At 45.0% G+C, this 14,981-nt stretch carries 18 protein-coding genes, 1 other RNA gene and 1 pseudogene; 5 read left to right on the top strand and 15 right to left on the bottom strand.

Features of this window, described 5'->3' with window-relative positions:
• The 8 genes and pseudogenes from rnpB to K3G25_RS07285 form a co-directional block, all read right to left on the bottom strand.
• Positions 1 to 382, bottom strand: an RNA gene (rnpB, locus tag K3G25_RS07320) — RNase P RNA component class B.
• 55 nt (positions 383 to 437) lie between these two features.
• Positions 438 to 737 carry a cell division regulator GpsB gene (gpsB, locus tag K3G25_RS07315; protein WP_003153541.1) on the bottom strand — a complete coding sequence of 100 codons (300 nt, stop codon included), beginning with the start codon at positions 735 to 737 and terminating at the stop codon, positions 438 to 440.
• A gap of 79 nt (positions 738 to 816) precedes the next feature.
• Positions 817 to 1,365 carry an SLOG family protein gene (locus K3G25_RS07310; protein ID WP_022553049.1) on the bottom strand — a complete coding sequence of 183 codons (549 nt, stop codon included), beginning with the start codon at positions 1,363 to 1,365 and terminating at the stop codon, positions 817 to 819.
• Between the two features lie 88 nt (positions 1,366 to 1,453).
• A complete protein-coding gene (cotD, locus tag K3G25_RS07305) occupies positions 1,454 to 1,690 on the bottom strand; it encodes a spore coat protein CotD (RefSeq protein ID WP_003153539.1) in 237 nt (78 codons plus the stop codon).
• A gap of 83 nt (positions 1,691 to 1,773) precedes the next feature.
• Positions 1,774 to 1,881: pseudogene (locus K3G25_RS07300) on the bottom strand (hypothetical protein); the annotation flags it as partial.
• A 121-nt stretch (positions 1,882 to 2,002) separates the two neighbouring features.
• Positions 2,003 to 3,241, bottom strand: coding sequence for a ribonuclease H-like domain-containing protein (locus tag K3G25_RS07295; RefSeq protein ID WP_232489639.1), 1,239 nt, complete (start codon positions 3,239 to 3,241; stop codon positions 2,003 to 2,005).
• Between the two features lie 19 nt (positions 3,242 to 3,260).
• The gene (locus tag K3G25_RS07290) at positions 3,261 to 5,507 is read right to left on the bottom strand and encodes a DEAD/DEAH box helicase (RefSeq protein ID WP_014418230.1); all 2,247 of its coding nucleotides are present in this window, start codon (positions 5,505 to 5,507) and stop codon (positions 3,261 to 3,263) included.
• A gap of 98 nt (positions 5,508 to 5,605) precedes the next feature.
• The gene (locus tag K3G25_RS07285; RefSeq protein ID WP_012117833.1) at positions 5,606 to 6,112 is read right to left on the bottom strand and encodes a PTS sugar transporter subunit IIA; all 507 of its coding nucleotides are present in this window, start codon (positions 6,110 to 6,112) and stop codon (positions 5,606 to 5,608) included.
• A gap of 138 nt (positions 6,113 to 6,250) precedes the next feature.
• Between K3G25_RS07285 and K3G25_RS07280 the strand changes: the two genes are divergently transcribed.
• Positions 6,251 to 6,664: an Hsp20/alpha crystallin family protein gene (locus K3G25_RS07280; protein ID WP_017418017.1), complete on the top strand. Its 414-nt coding sequence runs from the start codon at positions 6,251 to 6,253 to the stop codon at positions 6,662 to 6,664.
• A gap of 29 nt (positions 6,665 to 6,693) precedes the next feature.
• On the opposite strand, the gene K3G25_RS07275 is transcribed toward K3G25_RS07280, so the two are convergent.
• Complete coding sequence (locus tag K3G25_RS07275) at positions 6,694 to 7,161, bottom strand: YppG family protein (protein ID WP_017418018.1); 468 nt, start codon at positions 7,159 to 7,161, stop codon at positions 6,694 to 6,696.
• 186 nt (positions 7,162 to 7,347) lie between these two features.
• Here K3G25_RS07275 and K3G25_RS07270 point away from each other — a divergent pair, with 186 nt between their 5' ends.
• Positions 7,348 to 7,530 (top strand): YppF family protein, encoded by a 183-nt coding sequence (locus K3G25_RS07270; protein WP_003153532.1) that lies wholly within the window; start codon positions 7,348 to 7,350, stop codon positions 7,528 to 7,530.
• A gap of 38 nt (positions 7,531 to 7,568) precedes the next feature.
• Here the strand turns inward: K3G25_RS07270 and K3G25_RS07265 are convergent, their stop codons facing one another.
• Together K3G25_RS07265 and K3G25_RS07260 are read right to left on the bottom strand one after the other, a co-directional pair.
• Positions 7,569 to 7,937, bottom strand: a complete 369-nt coding sequence (locus K3G25_RS07265) for a YppE family protein (protein ID WP_017418019.1) — start codon at positions 7,935 to 7,937, stop codon at positions 7,569 to 7,571.
• A gap of 45 nt (positions 7,938 to 7,982) precedes the next feature.
• Complete coding sequence (locus K3G25_RS07260) at positions 7,983 to 8,228, bottom strand: DUF5446 family protein (protein WP_014418233.1); 246 nt, start codon at positions 8,226 to 8,228, stop codon at positions 7,983 to 7,985.
• A gap of 205 nt (positions 8,229 to 8,433) precedes the next feature.
• Between K3G25_RS07260 and sspM the strand changes: the two genes are divergently transcribed.
• Positions 8,434 to 8,538 (top strand): acid-soluble spore protein SspM, encoded by a 105-nt coding sequence (gene sspM / locus K3G25_RS07255; RefSeq protein ID WP_003153525.1) that lies wholly within the window; start codon positions 8,434 to 8,436, stop codon positions 8,536 to 8,538.
• Positions 8,539 to 8,581: 43 nt separating this feature from the next.
• On the opposite strand, the gene K3G25_RS07250 is transcribed toward sspM, so the two are convergent.
• Positions 8,582 to 9,544: a DUF2515 domain-containing protein gene (locus K3G25_RS07250; protein WP_022553046.1), complete on the bottom strand. Its 963-nt coding sequence runs from the start codon at positions 9,542 to 9,544 to the stop codon at positions 8,582 to 8,584.
• Between the two features lie 41 nt (positions 9,545 to 9,585).
• Here K3G25_RS07250 and recU point away from each other — a divergent pair, with 41 nt between their 5' ends.
• On the top strand, positions 9,586 to 10,194 hold the full coding sequence (gene recU, locus K3G25_RS07245; RefSeq protein WP_014418235.1) for a Holliday junction resolvase RecU: 609 nt from the start codon (positions 9,586 to 9,588) through the stop codon (positions 10,192 to 10,194).
• A 38-nt stretch (positions 10,195 to 10,232) separates the two neighbouring features.
• A complete protein-coding gene (locus K3G25_RS07240) occupies positions 10,233 to 13,016 on the top strand; it encodes a PBP1A family penicillin-binding protein (RefSeq protein ID WP_022553045.1) in 2,784 nt (927 codons plus the stop codon).
• 77 nt (positions 13,017 to 13,093) lie between these two features.
• Here K3G25_RS07240 and K3G25_RS07235 read toward each other — a convergent pair whose 3' ends face one another.
• The 3 genes from K3G25_RS07235 to dnaD are packed head-to-tail and all read right to left on the bottom strand — an operon-like array spanning position 13,094 to position 14,958.
• The gene (locus K3G25_RS07235; protein WP_022553044.1) at positions 13,094 to 13,585 is read right to left on the bottom strand and encodes a YpoC family protein; all 492 of its coding nucleotides are present in this window, start codon (positions 13,583 to 13,585) and stop codon (positions 13,094 to 13,096) included.
• Positions 13,582 to 14,241: an endonuclease III gene (gene nth, locus K3G25_RS07230; RefSeq protein ID WP_007612187.1), complete on the bottom strand. Its 660-nt coding sequence runs from the start codon at positions 14,239 to 14,241 to the stop codon at positions 13,582 to 13,584. The genes K3G25_RS07235 and nth overlap by 4 nt, the downstream gene beginning before the upstream one ends.
• 18 nt (positions 14,242 to 14,259) lie before the next feature.
• Positions 14,260 to 14,958 carry a DNA replication protein DnaD gene (gene dnaD / locus K3G25_RS07225; protein ID WP_003153516.1) on the bottom strand — a complete coding sequence of 233 codons (699 nt, stop codon included), beginning with the start codon at positions 14,956 to 14,958 and terminating at the stop codon, positions 14,260 to 14,262.
• Positions 14,959 to 14,981 lie beyond the last annotated feature (23 nt).

The raw sequence follows: 14,981 nt of genomic DNA, 5'->3' as shown, positions 1-14,981 counted from the left end.
TTCTGTAAGCCATGTTTTGTTCCGTCGTACTGCAATCGGCTCATCACCTCGTACTCAGGCGGCAATCATCTATCTACAGAAAGTATTCTGTCCTTCTATCTGTTCAGTTCCTTCAAGAAGGTTCCCCTACCAAAATTTGGGTTTCTCGCTCGAGGGGTTTACCGCGTTCCACTCTCACCATTTCTGATGAGACTTCGTCACTGTGGCACTTTCAAGGATACTCAGCCATATCCGGAGACGTAGGCTTTTTTCCTGCCGTCAGCCTATCAAGGCTGCCCTAGCTTATTTCTTCGCTAGGCACGAACACTACGGGCATCTCAGCACCGTGCGAGCATGGACTTTCCTCTACAGATTCAAAGATCTGCAGCGATTACCCGAACGTTAAGAACACTTGTTCATTATAAAGCAACTTGTCTCATTTGACAAGTGTATCTGCCTTATTCGTCATAAAGTTTGCTGCCGAATACATGTTTCTCAAGGTTGGACAGCCTTTTCAGAATGTCAAAGTTGGTCGTATTGGACTGCACCGGCTGTTTTTTACTTGCTTCTTCAAGCTGTTTTTTCAGCTGCAGATTTTCCTGCTGCAGTTCTTCAATTTCTTGATGAAAGGTTTCATAATCCTTAATAATCATATCTAAAAATTTGTCAACGTCTTCTTGTCTGTAACCTCTAACGCCTGTTTTAAATTCTTTTTCCAAAATGTCTTTCGCAGAAAGCTTTACTTTATCAGCAAGCATCTTTTTCACCTCATATCGTGAATCATCATGTTATATTTTATTCAGAAACACGTCCCGTTGTCAAATATTCTCTGACGTGTTATGTAAAGAAATCTTCTTCTTCAACGGCGGCACGGAGATCATCCATCGTAATCGAATAAATCGGATATCCGTCTGTTTCACGGCGTTTTTCTGCCTGCTGCAGCATATATTTCGGCGATCCTTCCATTTCAGGATCATATAAAAGCAAAAGCGCATCTGACTTTTCAATAAAGAACGCGTTTTTCTGCCGGAATTGGAGCGGACTTTCGTACGGCCGATGCGTCAGGCTCTCCTCATAATCTGCCTGAGCAAGCATCGCTTCATACATTTCTTTATTCGGCTCCTTCCACTTTTCCTCCTGGCCGTAGAAAGGCGTGATAACGGCAACCTTTAATTCCGGATACTCTTCTCTGAGATCGTACGCCGTTTCTGCCGCCCAAAGCTCAGTCCCCAGCTGTCCTGATATGAGAATCCATTCCAAGCCTTCGTCAAGGAAGCTTCTGAGTCTGGTTTCTATCGCCTTTTTTATATAAACAAGCGCCCGGTCATCCTGTTTAAAAATCCCGAGTTCAAACGGCTTGTATCCTGTTACGGCTAATACTTTCAATTGATCACCTGCTTAAAAAATGGGGCTCCCCATCGGGCCCCATTTTGATTTGCTGATATCCTAACCGATCTTGCTTAAGCGTTCAATACTAATGATCGCAGCAAGGGCTTCCGCACTGAAAATGCTGGTGAGTTGTCGGGTCAACATTTGAAAAAGTGTGCGGATAGTAATGAACGTGCTCAAAGTTGTGGTGATTTACGTTAGTTGTATGTTGCGGATGAATATGCGGCACAACTGTGTTAGAAAAACAATGGTGTTCACAGCAATGAGTCGGATGGACAATCGGCGGCATCACGTTTGGTCTGCAACAATGATGATGAAACATGCTAAATCCCCTCTCCATTAACTTTTATTACACTGTTAGGTTATGAAGAAAAGAGGGTGCATGTTCTAATTCAATCACCCAATTTAAAAGTGCGTCAGCAAGCTGTCTTTAAAATTCGAAAATACAAACGCAATCAAAAAAACCACGACAAAGAACAAGTAAAAAACACCTTTATACATACCAACTCTCCCCTATAAATAACTAACGCTATTTTACAAGATGCGGCACCATTCTACAACAAAATCGATGCGGATTCAGAAAAAAATATTTTTGGCGAAACAGCTCGGCTTTTGCGCTTTCCCGGGCAATATTTCAAGAGGAATATTTCCTCTTGAGCCGGGCAATTCTCACATGGAGCTTCTCGGCTTCTTTTTCCGATATTTCCCCGTCTTCTGCCGCCTGCTGCGCGGCCTGCAGAGCTTTTTTGTAATCTTTTGCGTGATGCTCAAAATAGATCGCCAGCTCTACCGCTGATTGGTGTCTGCATATGTGAAGATCAGAGCCCGTCAGTTTCTCCCAAAGGGGCACGGCGTCTTGCCTGCGGTTTTGTTTTTTATAAAGCAGTGCTAAGTCAAAAAGGGCCCGATCTGAATCTTCAAAGGCTTTGCCTTGCAGCGCTTCCAGCTGTGAAACAGCCCGATCGGTTTCTTTATGAGCGATAAACCATTTCGCCATGGCGTATGCTTCCTGACGTTCTGACGTCTGATCAGAAGATGCAAAAATCTTTTTTGACATATGGATGTAAAGAGCGATGAGGGAAAGCACATCTTGTTCATTATGCGAGAGCACTCCCTTTAAAAGAGCCGGGTCCTCCGCCTTTAAAAATTGAAAATACAGCATCGGCGCCAAATAACCAGGGGTGTCTTCGTCCCTTTTAAAAGCAAGCTCTTCATTTTCAACCGCAGAAAGCGATACACGCTCTAATTTATGTTTCCAAAGCCGTCTCGCTCCGTGCAGAAGATCAAAGTGTCCGAAGTCAGGAAGTTTCGGAAGCCTGTCCCGCAGCAATGTATGCCTAGTTTTTACCTGAGGCCAGTCAAAGGCTTTTCCGTTATACGTAACAAGAGACGTAATGTCAACCTCACTTAAAAAGCTTTTGTAAAGAGCCGTCTCGTTTCCCGGTTTAGGAAGCAGATGCTGTTTAACCGCGACACGGTCTTCATACACTCTTGCATGACCGAGCAAAAAGATCATATTGCCGGCCCCGCCGCCGAGGCCGGTCGTTTCAGTATCAAAGAAGAACAGCTGGCTTTTTTCGTATCCTTCTGCTGATAAAGTATGTGTCAAACCGCCTTTATTCCATAATGCCATGACGTCATCAAGTTCACTGAAGCTGTACCGTCCGTGACGGTGCGAAAGCGGATAGACGGTTTCGCGGATAAGACAGAATTCATCCTCAAAAAAGAAAGGCTTCACTCCGAATGCCTCCCATTCTTCTCTAAATGGGACTTGAATATCCGGGACCGAAAGTTGTGAAGCTGCCGGCTTTTTTTCAGCTTCCGGCACATTCAGGTGGTTTTTCATCCGCTTTAATTTATTTTTCAAGGACATCTTTCGTCCCCCTTTTCTTTTACACGTAATTCAAGAGCCGGAGTATCGCTTTCTTTGCATCTATTCCTTCTATTTCGGAGCCGATGCAGGAAGGACATCCGTCTTGACATGGACATTGTCTGATCAGGCGCTCAGCCCCTTCATTGATTTCATCAAATCGCTTATATACTTCATCAGCAAGTCCGATTCCGCCCGGATAATGATCATACAGAAAGATTGTCGGAAGTCCGGTATGTGCGGCTTTGATTTGCGGCACGACATGCACGTCATTTCGGTCGCACATGACGTATACAGGCACGATATGCTGCAGGACGTGGGCAATGCCTAAAAGCAGCTGTTCAAGCGTTTTTTCGCCGATCTCCGAATCCGTCTCTTTCAATTCAAGCCAGGCAGCACTGGTATGCAGTTCTTCTTCTGGAAGATGAATCGGCCCTGATCCTATATTTTCAAATGTCGTCATTTTAATTTTTTTAAATATTGTCGGAAGTGCGTTCACGGTTACATCGCCGAAATGTAAGGCCGTTTTCTTTCTGCTGTCCGTTCTGTCAATGTCCAGCACTTTCAGCTGCACCGCTAAATTGGCATCTGTATAATATTCGACATCGACCTTTCGTACGTACGCTTTTTTATGGTCCCAATCAAGCTTTTCAACCTGGTACTGCACCCCTTCATGAAGATAAATCGCTTCATCATGAAGAAGCGTCATCGCGCTGAAACGGTCCATTTCTCCGATGATTTTTACATCAGCCGTCTCTGACCGGTCAACGATGACCACGTTTTCCTGTGACGCCGAACGGAGACTGATGTTGGAGGCGGGAAAAGATTCGCTCGCCCAGTGATAGCGTTCGCGGTTTTCGTGAAGCACCCCTTCTTCTTCTAAATACTCGAGAATGTCTCTTGCATCATTTTCTCCGAATGTTTCATCGGCTCTGAAAGGCAGCTCATACGCAGCGCATTTCAGGTGATCGACCAATATAATGAGATTATCAGGATTAATCCTTGCAGATTCAGGCGAGCGTTTAAAGAAATAATCAGGATGGCGCACAATATATTGGTCAATCGGATCAGAGTTCGCCACCATCACGATAAGCGCCTCTCCCTGCCGCCGTCCGGCCCGGCCCGCCTGCTGCCATGCGCTCGCGACACTGCCCGGGTACCCCGTCATCACGCAGACCTGAAGCTGGCCGATATCAACGCCAAGCTCCAGCGCGTTTGTGCTGACAACCCCGAGAATGCTGCCGTCTCTTAACCCCCGCTCTATATCTCTTCTTTCTTTCGGAAGATATCCGCCGCGATAACCTCTGACAGACTTCGCGCCGATTTCCTTTTTTACGATCTCCTGAATGTGGCTTAAAATAATTTCAACCCGCACACGGCTTCTTGCAAAAACAATCGTCTGGATCTTATTTTTCAAAAAAGTTTTGGCAAGTTCGTTCACTTCCACGGTGGCGCTTTTTCGAATATGCAACGGTTTATTTATAATCGGAGGGTTGTAAAAAGCAAAATGCTTTCTTCCGGCCGGGGCGCCGTTGTCGTCAATCAGGCGCACTGATTTTCCCGTCAGCTGCTCCGCCAATTCCATCGGATTGGCGATTGTGGCGGATGTGCAGATAAATGACGGCTTGCTTCCGTAAAAAGCGCAGATTCTCATTAAACGGCGGATGACGTTCGCCACATGGCTGCCGAATACGCCGCGATACGTATGTAATTCATCAATGACGATATATTTCAGGTTTTCAAACAGACTCACCCATTTTGTATGGTGGGGAAGAATGGCTGAATGAAGCATATCGGGATTTGTGATCACAATATGCCCGGCTTTTCTGACTTTCTGCCTGATGGCCGGAGACGTATCTCCGTCATAGGTGAAGCTTTTAATGTCCATGCCCGTCTCGTCTATGATTTCGTTCAGCTCGCTTTTTTGATCCTGTGCGAGCGCCTTTGTCGGAAATAAATAAAGCGCGCGGCTTGAGGCATCTTCCGCGATAGACTGAAGAACCGGAAGATTATAGCACAGTGTTTTTCCGGAGGCCGTCGGTGTGACAGCCACAATGCTTTCTCCGTTTTGAACCGTCTGAAAAGCGGAGTATTGATGTGTAAAGAGCCGCTCGATCCCCCTCTTTTCGAGAGCCGCCCGAATGTTCGGATCTACTTGCTCCGGCATCGGCATGGTTTTCGCCTCCCGCGGTTCCTCTTCATGCCAATGCACAATATTTTCATGATTTTTTAATTCCTGTATCAGTTCGCTCAGTGATTTTTTCTTCATCGTTCACACCTCTTTATGAGGTACAGTTTACCGAATATTTGTTTGCCTGGCTAGATGAAAATCCTGCACAAGAAAAAAAGCAGGGAATCAGCCCCTGCCTACTTCATTTTTATCGTAAAAAGCTCTGTTTGTCCTTTTTTCGCTTCATTTGCGCCTGCAAATTGCAAAGGTTCTGCGGCATCGCCATTCATAATCACCATAGGGATGACGGTGCTGCTTGCTTTTTCTTTTATTAAATCCAGCCGGCACGTTAAAAGCAGATCGCCTGTTTTCACTTTGTCGCCTTCTTTTACATGCGCTTCAAAGCCTTCACCGTTCATATTGACGGTATCCAAGCCGACATGTATCAAAAGTTCCGCTCCGGAAAGGGTGCGGATGCCGACAGCATGTTTTGTATGGAACAGCTGAATCACTTCTCCCTCAACCGGTGAAACAATGTCTCCGTTTGCAGGCTCGACGGCGATCCCATCCCCCATCATTTTTTGTGAAAATACAGGATCCGGCACTGAAGCCAAATCCATCACCGCTCCGTCAGCCGGAGAAAAAATCACTTCTTCGGCCGGCTTTTTCCGGCTGTCTCCCAATCCAAATAATTTTTTCAGCAATGTGTTGTGCTCCCCTTCCTAAATGTGAATCCGTTACCAGTTTATTCTCCACTATTTAACCATACTTTCTTTTTTCCTTCAATTCTTAACCATACGGCATAACATCGCATAGTCTGTTTGTAAAAAGGCGGTGGTCATATGGATCAATCACAAAACGATAAACTTGATCCGCAAAGAAATGAGGACATCATCAGCCATGCGATGGACCAATTTTTTCACTCAGGTCCCTTCGCAGAATTGATGCAGGGTTTTCAACACCTTGTCAATTCGGCTTTTACTGAAGCGCAAGTGACGATTGACGTCAGAGAAGAGCCGACGGGCCTCGCGGTTGATATCAGCGTTCCCGAGACATTCCGTGACGGGGATATGCTGGTGGAAACGAAAGGGTGCTACCTTCACGTTACAATCCGCTACGATCATAAACAGGCTCATTCATCCCACGTGTCTTCAAGCATGACAAGAACCGTTGTCCTCCCGTATAAGGTGAGTGAAGAAGATATGGAAACATCCTGGAATGAACAGACGCTTACCCTCTTTTTCCCTAAAAAATAAGCATGAATGATGGATATCATTCATGCTTTTTATTTGAAGATATTGGTGAGGCCTTTCACCAGCGATCCGACCTGATTTACGGCGCTTACCATCTGCCCCGTTGTATCTATCATTTTATTAAAGTCAAACTGTCCGTTCGTTTTTTTAAACTGGGAGAGTATGCCTGAGAATTGGGAAGACTGCTGCTGATTCGGTCTGGGAACGGGGTAAGGATTCACAAACCCCGGCTGCCCCCCGGGCATGGCTGCCTGAGGAGGAGGGGGAGCAAACGGCTGCTGCACATGACCGTATTCCTGATTCGGATAAAATTGCTGCGGGTACTGCCCTTGCTGATGATATGGCGGCGGCTGCAATGGCTGTATCTGCTGCGGACTCGGCTGTTGTAATGGCTGTATCTGCTGCGGACTCGGCTGCTGCAGCGGCTGTATCTGCTGCGGGTAGAAATATCCCGCCGGCTGCTGGTACATATTTTGATAGGGCTGCGCTCTCCATTGCATATGACATTCCCCCTTGTCTCTCACTAAGTTTCTGCTATATATGTATGAATTCCGCCTTGGTTATGTGCTTTCGGAGATTCTGATCTTTGTCAAATGCTGTCGAAAGTCTTAATTTTTTAAAAACAGAAAAAAGTCGAATCGTTATGTTACCATAATCTCAACATACATGAGAGGGGATGCACCATTATGAACGTATCATACTTAAGAAAGCGTTTTGCTGAAGTGAAAAAATATGAAACAGATTGTGCAGATAAACTGATGGACTTTGCAAAATTCCTCTATATTCAAGGCCATCTCACCGCAACCGAATTTCGAAACAGTATGAAGGTTCTCGAAGCAAGTGGAGCAGAAAACCCGGCGTATGAATAACATACCCGACCCCTTTATATAAAAGAAGGCAGCCGTTTTCAGCTGCCTTCTTTTTCAATTTCATCCCTTAATATACGAAGCGTATATAAAACAGATTCAGTTAAATCTCTGTATCTTTTTTTATGAATATGATGAACATATGATTGGAGCATCAGCTCTCCGAAATTTTCTGTAACGGCCTGAATCTGTGCGTGATGAACGTATTTCGGACGGTTTTCCTGAATAAACGCAAGCGCTGCTTTAGTCCAAAGCGCGCAAAGCCGGTCTCTTTTTTCAACATCGGGTTTAATAGTCTCAAAAAAATCATATGAACGGCCTGACTCTTTTCCATCCTGATACCTTTTTTCGGCTTCAAGAACCGCCTTTATCATTTGTTCTGTCAGCTCCAATAACGACTGTGTCTGCAAACGGACTCACCTCAGTACATATGGTACCAAAGTTTTTGCATAAAATCAGCTGATCCGGCAGGCTCTCGGCAAATCCTTTTTACGCCGGTCAGCCAAAAACAGGTCATCAATACAAACATGAAGCTCCCGCGCCTCTTCCTCAAGGCGGGAAAGTTTCTCCTGTCTGATTTCTTCAGCTTCCGCCTGACAGGATCTGACTGCCTGGGTAAGCGTTTTTTCAGCAGCAGAAATCCGGATTTCAATATCAGAAAGCAGACGGAGAATATCAGCCTTGCTCGTGTAAACAGACATTCATGTTCCTCCCTTTTATCACTTGCGTCTCTTTAGAATATAATTCTCGTTTTCATACCGCTCTCCTCTGCACATGACAAAACTAGAAGCAGTTCGGCAAACAAACAGAGATTATCCTAAAAGGCGTGCCTTTCGACAAAAAAGTGCCGCAAACTTTGTATGAACCGGCACGTTAATGCAAACGATACAGTTGAGGAGGTGCCGTATGAAAACGAGACCGAAAAATGCAGGTAAACAGCAAAAAACCGAAGCAAAAACGACTGATACGCTTGATAAAAAATTAGGCGGCCCAAACCGCCCTTCCACGTAACACATCAGCAGCCCGAAACCCCAGCGAACGGTTTCGGGCTTTTTCATTTCTTCAGCCACTCTTTCACCGCGAAGAGCGCATGGAGCTCCCGTCTTTTTTGGAAGTACCAGTCCGTCAGTTCAAGCTGTTTCGGCATTTTCTCCTGTAAGAAAGCCCCTTTTCTTAACCTTTTTTGAAACCAATCCGCCCTTTCGCCGTCTAATGGGTGGGCAACAATGGGATAGGTTGTCCTCAGCATCGGTGATGTTCTTTTTTTGATGCCGATCATTTTCTCCATATCAAAGCGCGAACCGGTATGAGGAACGGTATCAAGAAAACGGTAAAAAGAAGCGTGCAGATCAGGACTGAACAGAAGGCGGGCCAGCTGTTTTCCGAGCGTAATTCTTTCTTCGATTTTCGAAAACCGTTTGACGGAAATTCCGTATAAATGTCCGTCAAATGAAGGGAATATCACCGTATTAAAGTGAAACCAATCACTTAAATAAAAAGGAATCGTGCCAAAAACATTCTTTTTAAACGAAGGATTTTGTATAATAGGTGCTTGGATAGTGTTTTGTTCATTTATAATAAGAGCATACATGAGCCGTTCCGTATCTCCGTCACGCCAAAAGCGAAACCATTCTTCCTGCATAAAAGCCGAGACGCGGAAATGAGGAAGATGACGGAAAAGAGGTTCGCCGATTTGTTTTGACCACTGGTAGACCAGAAGCTGAGGATAGGCATCAGAAAAAATCAGCCAATTCGCCCTTTCATACGAAAGGAAAAACCAGTTTTTCTGACTGCTGTCAAGACCCTCCTGATAAAGGACGCCTCTTAAATCAGTCATCGACCAGCCCGCATTGCGGGACACAAAGGATGCCAAAAGCGGCCACTTGATCTCAGGATGGCGGTCATAATATGCTTTATAGGCATTCGTCCGGGAAATATTATCGGCATTTTTTATTTTTGTCTCTTTTTCGATCAGGCGAAGAATGGCGGTTACGGTCTGTCGTTTATGCACGTTCATTCACTTCCGTCACTATTAGTTTGATAAGGAGGATGGAAAAAGTGATTCGGTACCCGAATGGAAAAACTTTTCAGCCGAACAAAACGGTTTCATCCCAAAACAGCCAGAAACGGACCCATTCATACAGTAATCGCGGCATGACCCTCGAAGACGACCTGAATGAAACGAATAAGTATTATCTGGCTAACCAAATTGCTGTCATTCACAAAAAGCCGACACCCGTCCAGATTGTAAACGTCCACTATCCGAAAAGAAGCGCCGCAGTCATTAAGGAAGCTTATTTTAAACAGTCTTCAACAACTGACTACAACGGCATTTATAAAGGACGCTACATTGATTTTGAGGCAAAAGAAACAAAAAACAAAACGGCATTTCCCCTGCAGAATTTTCATGATCATCAGATTGAGCATATGAAGCAGGTGGTCAGGCAAGACGGCATTTGTTTTGTTATTATATCCGCTTTCGGAAAGGTTTATTTCCTCGAAGCCGACAAGCTGTTTGTCTTTTGGGACAGAAAGGAGAAGAACGGCAGAAAATCGATTCGCAAAGACGAATTAGAAGATGCTTCCTTTCCGATTTCCCTTGGATACTCACCGAGAATTGATTATATTAGTATTATTGAACAGCTTTATTTTTCGCAGGAACAGTAGACTGAGCGAAAGGTTGATAAACGAAAGGTTGAGATGTTATGTCAGATCAATTTATGAGCCGTGAAGAACGCCGTAAGGCAAGGCAGACGAAAAGCACTAAGCCCTCTTCACCGAAAAAAGGCAAGAAACAGCGTAAAGGCGGTTTATTCAAAAAGATTGTGCTGTCCTTGGTTATTCTGTTTGTCCTTGGCATAGTCGGCGGAGCGGCGGCATTTGCCGTTTTGGTTTCCGGCGCGCCCTCTTTGGACGAAGCAAAGCTGAAAACGCCTTACTCTTCAACGATTTACGATAAAAACGGCAAAGAAATCGCGGAAGTGGGCGGCGAAAAACGAACCTACGTCCCGATTAAGGATATACCCGATGTTGTGAAAGAAGCATTTATCGCAACTGAAGACGCCCGTTTTTATAAGCACCACGGTATAGACCCGATCCGGATCGGAGGCGCCTTGGTCGCCAACTTTACGGATGGATTCGGTTCAGAGGGAGGAAGCACAATCACCCAGCAGGTTGTGAAAAACTCGCTTTTGACCCATCAGAAAACGATTAAACGGAAAGCACAGGAAGTGTGGCTTTCACTGCAGCTGGAGCGCCATTATTCTAAAGATGAAATCTTAGAAATGTATTTAAACAGAATTTATTTCTCACCGCGCGCCTATGGCGTCGGTAAAGCGGCTGAAGAATTCTTCGGCGTAAAAGATTTGAGCAAGCTTACGGTTGAACAGGCGGCGACGCTTGCCGGAATGCCGCAAAGCCCGACCGGATATAACCCGGTTAAAAATCCGAAGGCTTCCGAAAAACGCCGAAACATTGTTCTCAGCTTAATGGAAAAGCAAGGATTCATTTCAAATTCTGAATACCAAAAAGCGAAGAAAGTGTCCATGAAAGATGAAGGCGTCGTCAGCCAAAAGGAATACGATAAAAAGGACACAAATAAATACAGCGCTTTTGTTGAAGAAGTTATGAAAGAAATTGAGACAAAAGAAAAGAAAGACGTCGATATTTCAACTGACGGACTGAAAATTTATACGACTCTTGATACGAAAGCACAAGATTATCTTGATCAATTGATGAACGGCGACACAGCCGGATTTACCGAAGGCATGCAGGGCGGCGTCACGCTCCTTGATACGACAAACGGAGAAATCCGCGCCATCGGAGCAGGACGGAACAGAACTACCGGGGGATTCAATTATGCAACACAAGGTAAAACCCAGCCCGGTTCAACGATAAAACCGATTCTGGATTACGGCCCGGTCATTGAAAATAAAAAATGGTCGACGTATGAGCAGATTGATGATTCGGCTTATACGTACTCTGACGGCACACCGATTCACGACTACGACAATAAATACAGAAATATGATATCAATGCGAGAGGCCCTCTCAGACTCGCGTAATATTCCGGCTCTGAAAGCATATCAAGCAGCCGGTAAAGATAATGCCGTCGACTTCGCAAATGACTTAGGACTAGGATTAAACAAAGAGAGTGTAACCGAATCTTATTCGATCGGAGGATTTGGTCAGGATAACCGCGGTGTATCTACTATGACAATGGCGGGCGCCTACAGCGCTTTCGGAAATAACGGAACGTACAATGAACCGCATGCGGTCACATCGATTGAATTTAATGACGGCACTAAGCTTGATTTAACACCGAAACCGAAAAGTGCTATGAGCGATTACACGGCATTCATGATTACCGATATGCTCAAAACAGTCGTGCAGTCAGGAACAGGCAGACTAGCTCAAGTACCGAACGTGGAAGTCGCCGGTAAAACGGGTACCACTAACTTTACTAAAGAGGACATTCAAAAATATAATATCGCACAAGGCGGAGTCCCAGACTCATGGTTTGTCGGATACACCCCTCAATATACAGCAGCGGTTTGGACCGGAGTTGAGTCTGGCAACAAAGCAGGTAAGAAATCACTGTCTTCTGCTGACCAGCAAGTCGCAAAACGGATTTTCCAAAAGCTGATCTCATACGTTGATGACGGTAAAGGAAGCTTCAAGCAGCCTGACAGCGTCGTCAAAGAAACGGTTGAGAAAGGCTCGAATCCTGCCGCTTTAGCCGGACCGAATACACCGGATGATAAAAAAGTGACGGAGTACTTCGTGAAAGGAACGCAGCCAACTGCCGTTTCTAAAACGTACACGAAAGAAAAAGCCGATAAACCGACAGGATTGCAAGTGAAATACGACAAAGATAAAAAATCATTAACCTTAAGCTGGGATTATGACGGTGATGCAACATTCAATGTCAAACAATCCGTTGACGGCGGAAGCTATAGTGACATTCAAAACAGTTCGGCAAAAGAAGCCGTCGTCTCAGATGTCACGCCAGGCTCCACATACAGCTTCCAGGTGACAGCGGAAAACGATGACGGAAAAAGCGATACGGCATCAGCATCTTTCAAAGTCCCGAAAGATGAAGAAGACGATGCAGATAAAGATAAAGCGACTGACGATGAACAGAAGTCTGATGAAGATAAAGATAAAGACAAGACGCAAACCGATGATTCAAACACAGATGACAATCAGACAGATACGTCTGACGGATCGGATCAAACACCCACTGATGACTCAGATAAAAATCAGGATCAATCCGATAAGGATCAAACGGATGACAACAATCAGAATCAGCCCGGTAACGGGACGGATAACAACGGACAGCAAGATAACGGCTCTGATAATGATTCCGATTCCGGTTCAGACGGCACAAATAAACCTGACAGCGGTCAAACGGACAAAAACCAAGACTCATCTTCAAATATCAACGGGCAGTCCAATTCGTCAACCATCCAGTCAAATTCCGCTCATTAGCGGACGAAATCCTTCACCTCAAACAGGTGAAGGATTTTTTTCATACAAAAAAACCTCCTTATGAGAAAAGGAGGTTTTTAACATTTGTTCATGGCTTCATGTTTATGATATTGCTTCTTCATCTCCGTCATCAATTCATCAAGCTGAATAAACGAGTGAAATTGAGTCGGTTTCGTTAAAATAAACGCCATTCGCTCCGCCCAATTGATCGGTTCGGCGGGAAAATGTTTTGTTTCAAGCACAGTCCAGTCGAGTGATGTAACCCGCTCCCCTGCCGTCCAGTGAAAAGCGGCAATCAGACAGGCAATTCCCTTCAGCATGTCATTTTGATCACATCTCGATTTTCTTGTTTGAAAAACGGGAAGCAGCGTTTCTTTCGTTTCGTTCCAAATCTGAAACAGAAACGGGACATATTCGCCCCTTTCCCTCCATGGCTGCACTGTTGGCTGACCGCTGAAATCCATATACAGCGGATGGCGGCGCAGCGCCGTTTTGATCTCGTGGCTTTCCAAGTCCGTAAGGCTGCGCAGGTATGTTTCATAGCCTGCCAGAATGTCAATCGCCGTCACCGTTTCACCAGCCCTTTTTTGTCACGCTTCTGCCCTTCTCTGCATAGCGGAAGCAAAGGACATTCCGCACAGCGGGGAGATTGCGCTTTACAATGATACCTGCCGAAAAATATTAATCTGTGGTGCGTAACAGACCAATCCTCTTTCGGCACTTTTTTCATTAATGTTTTCTCTACTTCCAAAACAGAGTCCTTCCAGCGGCAGATACCGAGCCGTTTAGAGACCCGCTCCACATGAGTGTCTACTGCAATCGCAGGTACGCCGAAAGCAACAGACACGACCACATTTGCCGTTTTCCGTCCGACACCCGGCAGATTCACAAGCTCATCCCGGTCTTTCGGCACTTCTCCGCCGTACTCTTCGATGATCATTTTGCTCAGCTTTTGAATATTTTTGGCTTTATTACGGTACAGGCCGATTGATTTAATATCCTGCTGGAGTTCTTCCAGCGATACGGCAAGATAATCTTCGGGCCGTTTATATTTTTGAAATAGCGTTTTTGTCACTCTGTTGACGAGAGCATCCGTACATTGCGCGGATAATGCGACTGCCACAACCAATTCGAAAGGATTTGAATGGACAAGTTCACATTCTGCGTGCGGAAACATATCGCCGATTTTTTCAAGACAATATTCAATCTGCTTTAAATTTAACACGTTTCTCCCCTTCTCATGTTATTGTTCCAGCCAATTGTAAAAAGGCACCTGCCTCGTATACTCTTTTTGCGGATCATTTTGTTTCGTTTGAACACGCCGGAATTTTTGGCTGTGCGCCTTCGCCTGCTCAACCGTTTTGAAGCCGTTCTTTTTCCATTCAAATAAAATCCGGTCAATATAGCGAAAACTGAGTTTCCCCGATAAAACGGCTTCTTTTAAGGCGTGTTTAATCAGAATCGCATCATGCTGATCCTGATCCTGCCATATGGCCAGCGTCTCGCATTCAAGCGGCGACAGCGGTCTTCCGAACTCTTCTTCAAAGATGGTATACAGGCTTTTTTGTTCTCTTTCTGACGTTCTTTCCTGCGTTTCGTTTTGTGAATGCTGCATGTAATCATACAGCTTCGCCCATAACGGCTGCAGAGAATATTTTTCAAACTTTATACCGTTATGGTCTTCACATTCTTCAATAAACAGAAAACCTTTTTGAATAAACATTCTCAGGCAGCTTGTACATTCTTCAGCAGAGATGGACATGCCTGATTGAAGTTCAAACGGCGTCGGAAAATAAGAGCCTTTTTCCAAATGCATTTTAATCTTCAAAAGCAGGATCAATTCGGTTTCATTCAGCCCAAGCTGCCGGTAATGTGTCAGCAGCAGGTTGGGAATGCTTGAAATGCCGAGTTCCTGCATATCTATAAATTGCTGTTTTTTCATCCTTACACCTCTTACTGTAAAAG

Origin of the sequence: Bacillus sp. FCW2, assembly GCF_021228595.1 — a bacterium.
Lineage (GTDB): Bacteria > Bacillota > Bacilli > Bacillales > Bacillaceae > Bacillus > Bacillus velezensis.
The sequence above is the reverse complement of the archived record's forward strand: the minus strand, read 5'-3'. Positions and strand labels throughout refer to the sequence as shown.

What these genes read in the sequence shown, in the direction of transcription:
- gpsB (WP_003153541.1), bottom strand. Translation starts at nt 737, where the DNA reads ATGCTTGCTGATAAAGTAAAGCTTTCTGCGAAAGACATTTTGGAAAAA.
- cotD (WP_003153539.1), bottom strand. Translation starts at nt 1,690, where the DNA reads ATGTTTCATCATCATTGTTGCAGACCAAACGTGATGCCGCCGATTGTC.
- K3G25_RS07295 (WP_232489639.1), bottom strand. Translation starts at nt 3,241, where the DNA reads ATGTCCTTGAAAAATAAATTAAAGCGGATGAAAAACCACCTGAATGTG.
- K3G25_RS07290 (WP_014418230.1), bottom strand. Translation starts at nt 5,507, where the DNA reads ATGAAGAAAAAATCACTGAGCGAACTGATACAGGAATTAAAAAATCAT.
- K3G25_RS07280 (WP_017418017.1), top strand. Translation starts at nt 6,251, where the DNA reads ATGGATCAATCACAAAACGATAAACTTGATCCGCAAAGAAATGAGGAC.
- K3G25_RS07275 (WP_017418018.1), bottom strand. Translation starts at nt 7,161, where the DNA reads ATGCAATGGAGAGCGCAGCCCTATCAAAATATGTACCAGCAGCCGGCG.
- K3G25_RS07270 (WP_003153532.1), top strand. Translation starts at nt 7,348, where the DNA reads ATGAACGTATCATACTTAAGAAAGCGTTTTGCTGAAGTGAAAAAATAT.
- K3G25_RS07260 (WP_014418233.1), bottom strand. Translation starts at nt 8,228, where the DNA reads ATGTCTGTTTACACGAGCAAGGCTGATATTCTCCGTCTGCTTTCTGAT.
- sspM (WP_003153525.1), top strand. Translation starts at nt 8,434, where the DNA reads ATGAAAACGAGACCGAAAAATGCAGGTAAACAGCAAAAAACCGAAGCA.
- K3G25_RS07250 (WP_022553046.1), bottom strand. Translation starts at nt 9,544, where the DNA reads ATGAACGTGCATAAACGACAGACCGTAACCGCCATTCTTCGCCTGATC.
- K3G25_RS07240 (WP_022553045.1), top strand. Translation starts at nt 10,233, where the DNA reads ATGTCAGATCAATTTATGAGCCGTGAAGAACGCCGTAAGGCAAGGCAG.
- dnaD (WP_003153516.1), bottom strand. Translation starts at nt 14,958, where the DNA reads ATGAAAAAACAGCAATTTATAGATATGCAGGAACTCGGCATTTCAAGC.